The following is a 14155-nucleotide window of genomic DNA, read 5'->3' as shown; positions in this document are numbered from 1 at the left end:
CGTTTGCCAAAGTGACACGCTGTAAGAGCGGAACCGTAAGCCGTTGTTACCGCAGAAACGGATATGTACTCCTACGAGAAATTGGTCGGCTGTCAGGCCGCCATCGCAGGCAAGCCAGCTCCCACAGGAGATGGGTCTGCCAGACCAGACTCAATCGTTGACCAACTTCCCAACCCGAATCGCCTCCCTTCCTGCTACCTTCGCCTGCCAGATTCCCGGCTGCGTATACCGCCCGCGGTCCAGCGCAAACAACACCCCACTGGTCCCGGCACACACCACCGTCACCCGATCACTCAGCGGGTCGACCACCTCAAACAACGCATCGCCCTTCTCGACCCACTCACCCGCCTCACGCAGAAAACTCACCACCCCGTGATGCGGTGCAAACAGATACTCCGTCCCCTCGAGCGGCATCCCCTCACAGCACTCACTTGGCGCTTGTGGCCACTCACCGGCAATAAAACCCTGCTCTGCCAGAAACCCAAGAATCGCCTCGCAATTGGCCTGAGCCTGATCGACCCGCGTGTCGCCCATGCTCCCCAACTCCAGCGTCGTCGCCAGGTTGGCCGGTGGAATCGCCGCCTCTGGAAACGCCTTGGCCAACCGTAACCACGGCGACGAACAAGACTCATCGAACGAACTGCCACCCGAGTCTTCGCACAACAACGCAACTCCCGCCTTCAACCGCGCCGCCAGAGACTGCCACTGCGGCCAGTGTTGCGGCAGCGCATAGATATGGATAGCGGCCTCGAAATCGCAATGCAGATCCAGAGTGATGTCGGCGTCACAGGCGTGACGCAGCAACAACCGATGCAGGGCTTCCAGCTGTGAAGCCGGTGCCGGCAACTGGTCGAGGACCTGGCCCATGGTCTGACGGATCAGCGCAATGTTGGCATCAGCGTCGCTGCCCAACTGCGAACCGATCAACTCACCCACCGGGCCGCTGAGTTCGTAGAACGCCCGGTTGAAATTCTTCCCGCTGCCCAGTTCGAAACGGCCCATGTGGGCGCTTTGCAGATGCTGGTCCAGGCCAATCGGGTTGGCCACCGGCACCAATTCGATAACGCCGTTGAGCTGGCCTTGGGCTTCGAGTTCGGTGAGACGCTTTTTCAGCTCCCAGGCCGTGCGCATGCCCGGCAGTTCATCAGCGTGCAGGCTGGCCTGAATGTAGACCTTGCGCGAGCCCGCGCCAAAACGAAACACACTGAGGCTGCGCTCGGTGCCGAGGTGGCTCCAGGGCAGTTGATGATCGATACGTTGCATGGCTGGCTCCTGTGTTGAACCTCGTAGGAGCTGCCGCAGGCTGCGATCTTAAATCTAAATAGATCGCAGCCTGCGGCAGCTCCTACAGAAAATGTGTCAGGCAGGGTGATTCATATGGACGCAAAAAAAGGTGGCCACCGCGTTAACGGTAGCCACCTTTTTGAACGGTGAAATTACTTGCCGTAAACGTCGAACTTGAAGTATTTGTCCTGCACTTGCTTGTACTTGCCGTTGGCGCGGATTTCGTTGATGGCGGTGTTGAACTTGTCTGTCAGCTCTTTATCGCCTTTGCGCACCGCAATCCCGGCGCCACCGCCAAAGTATTTGGCGTCTTCGTATTCCGGGCCAACGAATGCGAAGCCTTTGCCGGCGTCGGTTTTCAGGAAGCCGTCGTCGAGGTTGACCGAGTCAGCCAGCATCGCGTCGAGGCGGCCGGAAGTCATGTCCAGGTTGGCTTCTTGCTGGGAGCCGTAGCGCACCAGGTTGATCCCGGCCGGCACCAGCACTTCAGTGGCGAAGCGGTCGTGGGTACTGGCGCGCAGTACACCGACTTTCTTGCCCTTGAGCTCGGTCAGCGGATCCTTGATGTTGGAACCTTCCTTCATCACGAAGCGTGCCGGGGTGTGGTAGTACTTGATCGTGAAGTCGACGTTCTTCTTGCGGTCGTCGGTGATGGTCATGGACGACAGGATCGCGTCGATTTTCTTGACCTTCAGCGCCGGGATCAGGCCATCGAACTCTTGCTCGACCCAGGTACATTTGACTTTCATCTGCTCACACAGCGCGTCGCCTATGTCCACGTCAAAACCGCTGAGTTTGCCTTCAGGCGTCTTGAACGAGAACGGCGGGTAGCCGGCTTCGATCCCCAGACGGATCGGTTTGGCGTCTTCGGCCACGGCCGACAGGGACAACACGGACAGTGCCAGAGCACCGAACATCACTAGCTTCTTCATTTACAACTCCTGTGTGCGGAGACTCTTATTGGCAGCATTCGATGGGTAGCTTGTGGCTAGTTTTTATCGAAGTGGCCGGCAGTCTAGAGCTGCGCTCAGGATGCAAATTGTTTTTATGCGACAGATAGTTATAAAAAAGTAGCCAAGGCAGTTCTCGCGGTAATCGCCTGCACCGGCACGGTGCAACGGCCTTCAGAAACGCCTGGTTTTCAGTCACGATGCCGCACGTTCTGACGGAAATACCACCGTTCAACCCACCGTCCACCAGAGAGCAGCGTCATGCCCACGCATTCGACTTCGTTGAACCTGATCCAGCACCACCCTGCCGAAGGCCCGGGCGCGATTGACGATTGGGCGGAACCCCGGGGGCTGACGCTGAAGGTGTTTCGCGCTGACCTTGGTCAGCTTCCACCCGCAGGCGCTGCGCCGGTAATCATTCTGGGCGGACCTTACGAGGCCAATGCAGGTCCGCAGTGGCTGGCAGAAGAACGTCGATGGCTGACCGCCAGCCTGGCTCAAGGCGCGCCGGTGTTCGCGATTTGCCTGGGTGCGCAGTTGCTGGCCCTGAGCCTGGGTGGGAACGTGCGGCGGATGGCCCAGACCGAAACCGGCTGGACCACGGTTACGTTCGCCGATGGGCGCGCATTGAACGTGCTGGAATGGCATGAGGATGCGATTGATCTGCCGCCAGACGCACGGTTGCTGGCCAGCAGCGCCCAGTGTGAGCAGCAGATGTACGCAGTCGGCTCAACCCGCGTGGGAATGCAGTTTCATCCGGAATGGAACGCCGAGTCGGTCGCGCTACTCAACGCCCACTTCGGCGAAGAGTCGCCCCTGCCCCGGAATCAGGACGACAGCGCCGCTTACCGCCAGGTGTTCGACTGGTTGCAGGCGACGCTCGATGAGTGGCACGCCGCCGCGTCCAAGGTTTGACACACCCCGTAGCAGCTGGCGAAGCCTGCGTTCGAGGGCGTAGCACTCGTAAATAATGACTCCACGGTTTTCCTGAATGACCGTAGAGCCCGATTTTACGACTGCTCCGCAGCCGAACGCAGGCTTCGCCAGCTGCTACGGGAGCTCGTCACGCCTGCCATTCAGTTGGTCAGCATCGAAAGCTCAGCACTCGCAGCCAATCGCAACACTGGCAGGCCGTTCAACTGCGTGGCTCAATTCAAAGCCTTCATCCAGCCACCCCGTCACTCCGCCGATCATTTCCTTGACCGGGTAATCCAGCGCCGCGAGCTTCACCGCAGCCTTGTTCGCGCCGTTGCAGTGTGGCCCGGCGCAATACACCACGAACAGCGTGGTTTTCGGATAAGCCGCCAGTACCTCAGTGCTGATCAAGCGCTGAGGAATGTTGATCGCACCCGGCACATGACCGCGCTCATAAGCCAGCGGACCGCGCACATCCACCAGAACAAAGTCCACGTTACCGGCCTGCTGGCTGCCAAAAACGTCGAAACAGTCGGTTTCAAAGGTCAGCCGGTTGCGAAAGTGCATCAGGGCAACAGCGGATGGGGCGGCAGGAATTTCGCGAACCAGACTGGTCATGGGTGTTCTCCAAAGCATGTGTGGGCGTGAGGGGACTGTATCCAACTCGGTGATACCGCTACAGTGGCGCACAAGACACTCACTGGGAATTTTCCGCCAAATGCACGCCGAACCCGGATTAGTCGCGATACTGGCCTACGACGGTCTCTGTACCTTCGAGTTCGGGATTGCCGTGGAAATCTTCGGCCTGGCGCGGCCGGAGTTCGATTTCCCCTGGTACGAACACCGGATCGTCGGCGTCGATCAGGGACCGATGCGCGCCATGGGTGGCATTCAGGTATTGGCGGACGGCGGCATGGAACTGCTGGAAACCGCGCGGACCATCATCATCCCCGGTTGGCGCAGCCGCACTGAACGGGTGCCCGAAGCGCTGCTTATCGCTCTGCGCCAGGCGCATGCCCGAGGTGCGCGGCTGCTGTCGATCTGTTCCGGGGTGTTCGTGCTCGCAGCCACCGGATTGCTCGACGGGCTGAGCGCGACGACTCACTGGCGCTATACCGAGGAGCTGGCCGAGCGCTTCCCGAACATTCTGGTCGACCCCGACGTACTGTATGTCGATGCGGGCCAGTTGATCACGTCCGCCGGCAGCGCCGCTGGCATTGATGCGTGCCTGCATTTGGTGGCGCGCGATTTGGGTACCCACGTTGCCAACTCGGTGGCTCGCCGACTGGTGATGTCACCGCAACGTACCGGCGGCCAGGCGCAGTTCATTCCCGCCCCCGTCAGCCGCACACCACGCAACGATCTGTCGCGCGTCATGCAGTGGGCCCGCGAACGCCTGCATGAACCACTGGGCGTACGCGAACTGGCGAGCCAGGCGGCCATGAGCGAGCGAACTTTTTTACGCCGTTTCAGCGAAGCCACCGGTGCCTCGCCCAAATCCTGGCTGCAACAACAACGGCTGGCACGCGCCCGGGAATTGCTGGAAAGCAGCGCCCACAATACTGAGTCCATCGCACAGCAGTGTGGTTACCGTTCGGTGGAGAGTTTCCGGGTGGCGTTTCGCAGCGTGGTCGGGCTGCCGCCGTCGGTGTATCGGGAGCGGTTTGGCCGCGAGGTGAAAGCGCTACCGATGTGAGGAATGGTTGCAAATGCACTCACCCACAAACGCAGTACTGCGTTTGCGGGTGAAGTACAGCGCCGGGATTTAGTGCCCGCTGCGCAGCATTTCTTTCGGTACGTATTTGCCGATTTCAAACTTGCCGATCGCCGCACGATGCACTTCGTCCGGGCCATCGGCCAGACGCAGCGTCCGTTGCATGGCGTACATGTAAGCCAGCGGGAAATCGTTGGAAACGCCCGCGCCACCGTGGATCTGAATCGCCCGGTCGATCACCTTCAAAGCCACGTTCGGCGCCACCACCTTAATCTGGGCGATTTCGCTTTTCGCCACTTTGTTGCCCACGGTGTCCATCATGTAGGCCGCTTTGAGGGTCAGCAGCCGCGCCATGTCGATTTCCATCCGCGAGTCGGCGATCTTGTCGATATTGCCGCCTAACCGCGCCAGCGGTTTACCGAATGCGGTGCGGTTGATCGAACGTTTGCACATCAATTCCAGTGCGCGCTCCGCCATGCCGATCGAGCGCATGCAGTGGTGAATCCGGCCTGGGCCAAGGCGTCCCTGGGCAATCTCGAAGCCACGGCCCTCACCCAGCAGAACGTTTTCATAAGGTACGCGGACGTTTTCGAACAGCACTTCGGCGTGACCGTGAGGCGCGTCGTCGTAACCAAACACCGGCAGCGGACGAACAATCTTCACCCCGGGAGCATCCACCGGTACCAGAATCATCGAGTGCTGCTGGTGGCGCGGTGCGTCGGGATTGCTCAGGCCCATGAAAATCAGGATTTTGCAGCGTGGATCGCATGCGCCGGAGGTCCACCACTTCTTGCCGTTGATCACCCACTCGTCGCCATCACGCATCGCACGAGCGGCCATGTTGGTGGCGTCGGAGGACGCTACGTCCGGCTCGGTCATGGCGAACGCCGAACGGATCTCGCCACGCAGCAGTGGTTCCAGCCAACGTTGCTTTTGCTCTTCGTTGGCGTAGCGCACCAGCACTTCCATGTTGCCGGTGTCCGGCGCCGAGCAGTTGAACGGCTCAGGCCCGAGCAAGGAGCGGCCCATGATTTCAGCCAATGGCGCGTATTCCAGGTTGGTCAGGCCGGCGCCCAGTTCGGATTCCGGCAAAAACAGGTTCCACAAGCCTTCATCCTTGGCCTTGTTTTTCAGCGCCTCCATGATTGCGGTCGGCTGCCAGCGATCGCCTTCGGCGACCTGGCGTTCAAACACCGCTTCGGCTGGATAAACGTAGGCATCCATGAACGCAGTCACGCGTTCACGCAGTTCCTGGACCTTGGGGGAATAGGCGAAATCCATGGGCAGCTACCTTTTTTGACGAGGTGTTGAAGACGTTGTTGAGGTCATGAATCGATGCTAGATCAGCGTTGATAATTTACCTAGCCTATTCTCGGCGTGTATTAACATTCATCACCGATATATGATCGGCAGATCGCCAAGGCCCCACCGCCTCGATAACCGGCCCCACCAATAAGAGTGCGCGCAATGAATCTAAGCAAGGTCGACCTCAACCTTTTCATCGTCTTTGACGCGATCTACACCGAAGCCAACCTGACCCGTGCCGGGCAGATTGTCGGCATTACCCAGCCGGCGGTGTCGAACGCTCTGGCCCGCCTGCGCGAGACCTTCAACGATCCGTTGTTCGTGCGTACCGCCCAGGGCATGGTGCCCACGCCCATGGCGCAAAACATCATCGGCCCGGTACGTAACGCCTTGTCGTTACTGCGGGTATCGGTGCAGGAAAGCCGGATTTTCAACCCGCTGCAGGCGGTCAAGACGTATCGCATCAGCATGACCGACCTCACCGAAGCAGTGATCCTGCCGCCGCTGTTCCAGCGCTTGCGGCGTCTGGCGCCAACGGTGATCATCGAGAGCTTTCTGTCCAAACGCCGCGAGACCACCAAGGAACTCGCCGCTGGTCGCCTGGACTTTGCCGTCGATGCACCGCTCAACACCGACCCGCAAGTGCGCCACGTCAAGTTGATGGAAGACCGCTATGTGTGTGCCATGCGCAAGGGCCATCCGATGGCGAGCAAGGAAAAGTTCACCCTCGACGATTACCTGTCATTGACCCACATCCACATTTCCAGCCGTCGTAGCGGCCTCGGCCATGTCGACCTGGCGTTGGGCAAAATGGGCATCCAGCGCAAGATCGCCCTGCGTTCGCAACACTATCTGATGGCCTCTCAGGTGTTGCAACAGACCGACATGGTGATGACCGTGCCGGAACGTTTCGCCCGACGTCATGACCTGCACGCCTTTAACCTGCCGGTCAATGATGTGCCGCCGGTGGAAACCCACCTTTACTGGCACGAAAGCACCGACCAGGACCCGGCCAACCGCTGGATGCGCGAGCAAATGATCGAGTTGAGCCAGCAGGTGACGGCGCATGAGAAGAAACTCGACAAGCAGTTGGTTTGAGGAAGATCAAAAGATCGCAGGCTGCGCCAGCTCCTACACCGTAAAGCTGCAGCCTGCGATCTTTTCTCCCTTGACGTTTACGTCAACCTGGAATTAGCTTAGCGCCATGACCTTCTTTCGAGCGCGCCCATGAGCAGCCAGACCTACAGCATCTCCGACCTCGCCCGCGAACTCGACATCACCACCCGCGCCATTCGCTTTTACGAAGAGCAAGGCCTGCTCAGCCCTGAGCGTCGCGGCCAGGAACGTATCTACTCGCCACGTGACAAGGTCAGCCTGAAGCTGATCCTGCGCGGCAAGCGAATCGGCTTTTCCCTGGCCGAATGCCGCGAATTGATCGAGCTCTACGACCCCACCAGCGGCAATCAGAAACAGCTGCACAGCATGCTGGCAAAAATCACCGAACGCCGTGAACAGCTTGAGCAGCAACTGCTGGATATCGAACAGATGAAGCTGGAACTCGATACCGCTGAAGAGCGCTGCGTCCAGGCGCTGGAACAGACGATCAAGAGCCAGCAGGCTGTTTAGCAGGTATACGCAGCCCGCTCCCACAAGGTTCTCTGAACATTCAAACAATCACAACAGGTCCTTTGCTATGTCCCTCCCCGCCCACGTACGCCTGATCGAAGTCGGCCCACGCGATGGTCTGCAGAACGAAGCCCAACCCATCAGCGTCGCGGACAAGGTGCAGTTGGTCGACGCACTCAGCGCCGCCGGCCTTGGCTATATAGAAGTCGGCAGTTTCGTGTCGCCCAAATGGGTACCGCAAATGGCCGGCTCAGCCGAAGTTTTCGCGCAGATCCAGCGCAAGCCCGGGGTGACCTATGGCGCACTGGCGCCGAACCTGCGCGGGTTCGAAGACGCGATCGCTGCCGGGGTCAAAGAGGTCGCGGTGTTTGCGGCCGCGTCCGAAGCCTTCTCGCAACGCAACATCAATTGCTCGATCAGCGAAAGCCTGGAGCGTTTCGTGCCGATCATGGACGCCGCCAGACAACACGGCGTCAGCGTGCGCGGTTACGTGTCCTGCGTGCTCGGCTGTCCTTACGAGGGTGACGTGGCGCCTGAGCAAGTCGCGTGGGTCGCACGCGAGTTGTACGCCATGGGCTGCTACGAAGTCTCCCTCGGTGACACCATCGGCACCGGCACCGCGGGCGCAACACGCAAGATGTTCGACGTGGTTTCAGCCGACGTACCACGGGACAAGCTGGCCGGGCATTTCCACGACACCTACGGTCAGGCCATGGCCAACATCTACGCCAGCCTGCTGGAAGGGATCGCAGTGTTCGACAGTTCCATCGCCGGCCTCGGCGGCTGCCCGTACGCCAGGGGCGCCAGCGGTAACGTTGCCACCGAAGACGTGCTGTACCTGCTCAACGGCCTGGGCATCGAGACCGGTGTCGACATGGAGAAACTGATTCTGGCTGGCCAGCAGATCTGCACTGTGCTGGGTCGCCCCACCGGTTCACGCGTAGCGAAGGCTCGTAGCGCGAAGTGATGTGTCGGGGTGTTACCGCCCCTCAACAAAACGAGTAACACGGAAACAATCTGACCGAATTTTTATGAATGAAATATCCCACAAAATTCTAAGTGATTGATTTTAAAGTATTTTATAAAGTTGGCATGGCTCCTGCTATCTCTATGGCATAACAAGAATAAAAAGCAGCAAACCTAATAAAAATAAGACGTAACGACTCTGACATAACAAAAACAACACGGCAGAGACGCAGCTAACAGATTTTTTTGGAGAAGGTATGCTTTTCAGGGTGCTGCTTGCAGTAACCCGCAACCGGGCAGAGAACAATAAAACTACCTTCAGGTAGCTCCCGAACTGGTTGGATCGCTTGACGAAAAGGCAGATCAGCGCTCAAAAAAATACGTTTGCTCTTGACCCCGGATGGGGGTCGCCCAAAACAGCTGTAAAGGGTCACGGTTGCCAAAAACAACAACAGACCGCCCCTTAATAATAAAAAAAGAGCAGGCAACGACACATTAAAGGGGAGCTTCGGCTCCCCTTTGTGCTTTCTGCGATTCCGTAAAAGATCGCTGACCTTCGTAGGAGCTGGCGCAGCCTGCGATCTTTTGATCTTCATCCCCACGGCGATAAAGCGGCAAAGATCGTCCGAACGCGGCCCGAACCTTCGGCAGCTCCTACCGGGTTACTTTCAACTCCTCGATACTGATCTCGCGCATCCGGAACTTCTGGATCTTGCCGGTCACGGTCATCGGAAATTCCTCGACGAATTTGAAGTAGCGCGGCGTCTTGAAGTGCGCAATGCGTTCCTTGCTCCAGGCTTGCAGCTCCTGCTCACTCACGCTATGGCCCGGGTGAAACTTGATCCAGGCAACGATCTCCTCACCGTACTTCTCGCATGGAATGCCGATGATCTGCACATCCGCTACCGCCGGATGGGTGAAGAAAAACTCTTCCAGTTCTCGCGGGTAAATATTCTCTCCACCGCGAATGATCATGTCCTTGTTACGTCCGGCAATGCAGACGTAGCCGTCTTCGTTCATGGTCGCCAGATCGCCGGTGTGCATCCAGCCGGCCTGATCGATTGCCTCGGCCGTGCCTTGCGGGTTGTTCCAGTAACCGAGCATCACACTGTAACCGCGAGTGCACAATTCACCGAGGGTCCCACGGGGCACCAGATTGCCCGCCTCATCGATGATTTTGCTTTCCAGCTGCGGCTGGGTGCGGCCGACCGTGGTGACGCGCAACTCCAGGTTGTCTGACGGACCGGTCTGTAACGACACCGGACTGGTTTCCGTCATGCCGTAGGCAATCTGCACTTCGCTCATGTGCATCTCGCTGATGACCCGGCGCATGACTTCAATCGGGCACGTTGCCCCGGCCATGATCCCGGTACGCAGCGTCGACAAGTCGAACTCAGCGCGACGCGGTTGATCAAGCATCGAAATGAACATGGTCGGCACACCATACAACGCGGTGGCTTTCTCATGCGCAACAGTGGTCAACGTCAACAACGGGTCGAACGCATCGTTGGGGTAAATCATGGTGCTGCCATGGGTGACGCAACCCAAATTACCCATGACCATGCCGAAGCAGTGATACAGCGGCACCGGGATCACCAGACGATCACTGGCGGTCAGCCCGAGGCTTTCTCCGACCATGTAACCATTGTTGAGAATGTTGTAGTGACTGAGGGTCGCGCCCTTGGGAAAACCCGTGGTGCCCGAGGTGTATTGAATGTTCACTGCCTGGTCGAAATGCAGGCTGTTTTGGCGCACTTTAAGCTGTTCGACCGGCACTCCGGCGCCAAGATCCGCCAGTTGCGACCATGGCAAAAAGCCTGATGGCGGTTGCGCGTCGAGGCTGATCACACCGCGTAAATCCGGCAGGCGCTCAGATTGCAAACGGCCAATGGATTGCTCGGCCAGTTCCGGCGCCAGGCCTTGCAGCATGGCGTGGTAATCGGAAGTCTTGAACGAACCGGCACACACCAGCCATTGGCAGCCCGATTGCTTCAACACGTACTCAAGTTCGGAACTGCGATAGGCCGGATTGATGTTGACCAGAATCGCTCCGATCTTTGCGCTGGCAAACTGGCTGATGCACCACTGCGCACAGTTTGGCGCCCAGATGCCAAGACGGTCACCGGTCTGCAAACCCAACGCCAGCAGCGCTCTGGCGTGCAAATCGACCGCTTCGGCCAATTGCGCCCAGCTGTAGCGAAGTTGCTGATGACGCACCACCAATGCTTCGCCCTGGGGGTACTTCGCGACGGTGTTATCAAACGTCTGACCGATGGTCATCGCCAGCAAGGCTTGGTCCTGCGAGCCACGGCTATAGCTGTGCTGTGGGTGAGTACTGTGTTGATCCATGACGACCCCTATTGTCTTTTTTAGTGGGTGAGACGGTTGAACCTTTGCCGGTGCCAGGCTTACCTGTTCCTACGCAAACGGTTCGATTTTCAACGTCGAAACTGCCCCTACTCTCGCTCAAGTTGACGTTAACGTAAAGGGTGATTGACAGCCATTCGTCACAGGCTTACGTTAACGTAAAGGTGACAGTCGATTCGGCGTACTTGCAGGCCGACTTTCCATTTATAAAAACAAGTTTGAAGGTGCCCCCATGAGCTATCCGACCCTGAACTTTGCCCTCGGCGAAACCATCGACATGCTGCGTGACCAGGTGCGCGCCTTTGTCAGCAAAGAGATCGCCCCGCGCGCAGCACAGATCGATATCGATAACCTGTTCCCTGCTGACCTATGGCGTAAATTCGGCGACATGGGGTTGCTGGGGATTACCGTTCCGGAAGAATACGGCGGTGCCGGTCTGGGCTATCTGGCGCACGTGGTGGCGATGGAAGAAATCAGCCGTGGCTCGGCCTCGGTCGCCCTTTCCTATGGCGCCCACTCCAACCTCTGCGTCAACCAGATCAATCGCAACGGCACCCACGAACAGAAAGCCAAGTACCTGCCGAAGCTGATCAGCGGCGAATACATCGGCGCACTGGCCATGAGCGAACCGAATGCCGGATCCGACGTGGTTTCGATGAAACTGCGCGCCGACAAACGTGGCGACCACTATGTGCTCAATGGCAGCAAGACCTGGATCACCAACGGTCCGGACGCCAACACTTATGTGATCTATGCCAAAACCGACCTGGAAAAGGGCCCGCATGGCATCACCGCCTTTATCGTCGAACGCGACTCGAAAGGCTTCAGCCGCAGCAACAAATTCGACAAGCTCGGCATGCGCGGTTCGAACACCTGTGAGCTGTTTTTCGACGACGTTGAAGTTCCGGAAGAAAACATCCTCGGCGTACTGAACGGTGGCGTGAAAGTGCTGATGAGTGGCCTCGACTACGAGCGCGTGGTGCTCTCCGGCGGGCCAACCGGGATCATGCAAGCCTGCATGGACCTCATCGTTCCGTATATCCACGACCGCAAACAATTTGGCCAAAGCATCGGCGAATTCCAGCTGATTCAGGGCAAGGTCGCCGACATGTACACCCAACTCAATGCCAGCCGCGCTTACCTGTACGCGGTGGCCCTGGCCTGCGAGCGAGGCGAAACCACCCGCAAGGACGCTGCCGGCGTGATCCTTTACAGCGCCGAACGCGCCACACAAATGGCCCTCGACGCAATCCAGATTCTCGGTGGCAACGGCTACATCAATGAGTTCCCGGCAGGTCGTCTGCTGCGTGACGCCAAGCTGTACGAAATCGGCGCAGGCACCAGTGAGATCCGTCGCATGCTGATCGGTCGCGAACTGTTTAACGAAACCCGCTAACGGAGCTGTCCATGGCAATCCTGCATACCCAGCTCAACCCCCGTTCGGCGGAGTTCGCCAGCAACAGCGCGGCGATGCTTGCCCAGGTCGACGCCCTGCACACCCTGCTCGCCCAAGTCCAGCAAGGTGGCGGCGCCAAAGCTCAGGAACGGCATACCTCACGCGGCAAACTGCTGCCCCGTGAGCGGATCAATCGCCTGCTCGACCCAGGCTCACCCTTTTTGGAAATCAGCCAACTGGCGGCTTACGCAGTCTATGGCGAAGACGTGCCGGCAGCCGGGGTGATCGCGGGCATCGGCCGGGTCGAAGGCGTCGAATGCATGATCGTCGCCAACGACGCGACGGTGAAAGGCGGTTCGTACTACCCGCTGACGGTGAAAAAACACCTGCGCGCGCAGACGATCGCCCAACAGAATCGCCTGCCATGCATCTACCTGGTGGACTCCGGCGGCGCCAACCTGCCGCGTCAGGATGAAGTGTTTCCAGACCGTGAACACTTCGGTCGAATCTTCTACAACCAGGCCAACATGAGCGCCATGGGCATCCCGCAGATCGCCGTGGTCATGGGCTCCTGCACCGCCGGTGGCGCTTATGTGCCGGCCATGGCCGATGAAGCGATCATGGTCCGTCAGCAGGCGACAATTTTCCTTGCCGGCCCGCCGCTGGTGAAAGCTGCGACCGGTGAAGTGGTCAGCGCCGAAGACCTTGGCGGTGCCGATGTGCACTGCAAGATTTCCGGCGTGGCCGACCACTATGCCGACAGCGACGAACACGCGCTGGCGCTGGCCCGGCGCAGCGTTGCCAATCTCAACTGGCGCAAACTCGGCGAGTTGCAGCAACGCCCGCCGATCGCCCCGCTGTTCGCCAGCGATGAGCTGTACGGCGTCGTGCCGGCCGATGCCAAGCAGCCGTTCGATGTGCGTGAAGTCATCGCGCGCCTGGTCGACGGTTCGGTGTTCGATGAGTTCAAAGCCCTGTTTGGTACGACGCTGGTCTGTGGTTTCGCACACCTGCACGGCTACCCGATCGCGATTCTCGCCAACAACGGCATCCTCTTCGCTGAAGCCGCGCAGAAAGGCGCGCATTTCATTGAACTGGCCTGCCAGCGCGGGATTCCATTGCTATTCCTGCAAAATATCACCGGGTTCATGGTCGGTCAGAAATACGAGGCCGGCGGCATTGCCAAGCACGGCGCAAAACTGGTCACCGCCGTGGCCTGCGCCAAGGTGCCGAAATTCACCGTGATCATCGGCGGCAGCTTCGGCGCAGGCAACTATGGCATGTGCGGACGGGCTTACGATCCGCGGTTCCTGTGGATGTGGCCGAACGCGCGAATCGGCGTGATGGGTGCCGAGCAAGCCGCGGGCGTGCTGGTACAGGTCAAGCGCGAACAGGCTGAACGCAGCGGTCATCCTTTCTCTGACGCTCAAGAAGCCCAGATCAAGCAACCGATCCTCGATCAGTATGAAGAACAGGGCCACCCCTACTACTCCAGCGCCCGGTTGTGGGACGACGGCGTCATTGACCCGGCGCAAACCCGCGACGTGCTGGCCCTGGCCTTGTCTGCATCGCTGAATGCACCTATTGAACCGAGCCGCTTCGGCGTGTTCCGGATGTGATCTGGAGAAAACC

12 protein-coding genes are annotated in these 14155 nt (G+C 59.0%); 7 read left to right on the top strand and 5 right to left on the bottom strand.

Annotated elements, in window-relative coordinates; genetic code table 11:
* Positions 1-150: 150 nt before the first annotated feature.
* Entirely contained in the window at positions 151-1263 is a 1113-nt protein-coding gene (locus tag BLL42_RS23720) for a succinylglutamate desuccinylase/aspartoacylase family protein (RefSeq protein ID WP_071554708.1), read from the bottom strand.
* Between the two features lie 173 nt (positions 1264-1436).
* A complete protein-coding gene (gene aotJ / locus BLL42_RS23715; protein ID WP_071554706.1) occupies positions 1437-2216 on the bottom strand; it encodes an L-arginine-binding protein AotJ in 780 nt (259 codons plus the stop codon).
* A gap of 279 nt (positions 2217-2495) precedes the next feature.
* On the opposite strand from aotJ, the gene BLL42_RS23710 reads away from it, so the two are divergent.
* Positions 2496-3149: a type 1 glutamine amidotransferase gene (locus tag BLL42_RS23710; protein WP_071554704.1), complete on the top strand. Its 654-nt coding sequence runs from the start codon at positions 2496-2498 to the stop codon at positions 3147-3149.
* Between the two features lie 183 nt (positions 3150-3332).
* Here the strand turns inward: BLL42_RS23710 and BLL42_RS23705 are convergent, their stop codons facing one another.
* A complete protein-coding gene (locus BLL42_RS23705; RefSeq protein WP_071554702.1) occupies positions 3333-3767 on the bottom strand; it encodes a rhodanese-like domain-containing protein in 435 nt (144 codons plus the stop codon).
* A 100-nt stretch (positions 3768-3867) separates the two neighbouring features.
* On the opposite strand from BLL42_RS23705, the gene ftrA reads away from it, so the two are divergent.
* A complete protein-coding gene (ftrA, locus tag BLL42_RS23700) occupies positions 3868-4845 on the top strand; it encodes a transcriptional regulator FtrA (RefSeq protein ID WP_071554700.1) in 978 nt (325 codons plus the stop codon).
* 69 nt (positions 4846-4914) lie between these two features.
* Here the strand turns inward: ftrA and BLL42_RS23695 are convergent, their stop codons facing one another.
* Positions 4915-6144, bottom strand: coding sequence for an acyl-CoA dehydrogenase (locus tag BLL42_RS23695; protein ID WP_071554699.1), 1230 nt, complete (start codon positions 6142-6144; stop codon positions 4915-4917).
* A gap of 186 nt (positions 6145-6330) precedes the next feature.
* Between BLL42_RS23695 and BLL42_RS23690 the strand changes: the two genes are divergently transcribed.
* The 3 genes from BLL42_RS23690 to BLL42_RS23680 all read left to right on the top strand — a co-directional run bounded on the left by BLL42_RS23690 (position 6331) and on the right by BLL42_RS23680 (position 8761).
* On the top strand, positions 6331-7266 hold the full coding sequence (locus BLL42_RS23690; protein ID WP_071554697.1) for a LysR family transcriptional regulator: 936 nt from the start codon (positions 6331-6333) through the stop codon (positions 7264-7266).
* Positions 7267-7395: 129 nt separating this feature from the next.
* The gene (locus tag BLL42_RS23685) at positions 7396-7794 is read left to right on the top strand and encodes a MerR family transcriptional regulator (protein ID WP_071554695.1); all 399 of its coding nucleotides are present in this window, start codon (positions 7396-7398) and stop codon (positions 7792-7794) included.
* Between the two features lie 67 nt (positions 7795-7861).
* On the top strand, positions 7862-8761 hold the full coding sequence (locus BLL42_RS23680) for a hydroxymethylglutaryl-CoA lyase (RefSeq protein WP_071554693.1): 900 nt from the start codon (positions 7862-7864) through the stop codon (positions 8759-8761).
* Positions 8762-9414: 653 nt separating this feature from the next.
* Here the strand turns inward: BLL42_RS23680 and BLL42_RS23675 are convergent.
* Positions 9415-11109 carry an AMP-binding protein gene (locus tag BLL42_RS23675; protein WP_071554691.1) on the bottom strand — a complete coding sequence of 565 codons (1695 nt, stop codon included), beginning with the start codon at positions 11107-11109 and terminating at the stop codon, positions 9415-9417.
* A gap of 250 nt (positions 11110-11359) precedes the next feature.
* Between BLL42_RS23675 and BLL42_RS23670 the strand changes: the two genes are divergently transcribed.
* On the top strand, positions 11360-12523 hold the full coding sequence (locus BLL42_RS23670; protein WP_071554689.1) for an isovaleryl-CoA dehydrogenase: 1164 nt from the start codon (positions 11360-11362) through the stop codon (positions 12521-12523).
* 11 nt (positions 12524-12534) lie between these two features.
* Positions 12535-14142 (top strand): carboxyl transferase domain-containing protein, encoded by a 1608-nt coding sequence (locus BLL42_RS23665; protein ID WP_071554687.1) that lies wholly within the window; start codon positions 12535-12537, stop codon positions 14140-14142.
* Positions 14143-14155 lie beyond the last annotated feature (13 nt).

Source organism: Pseudomonas frederiksbergensis (genome assembly GCF_001874645.1).
GTDB classification, from domain to species: Bacteria; Pseudomonadota; Gammaproteobacteria; order Pseudomonadales; family Pseudomonadaceae; genus Aquipseudomonas; species Aquipseudomonas frederiksbergensis_B.
Note: the sequence above shows the minus strand (reverse complement) of the source record. Positions and strands in the feature narration are given on the sequence as shown.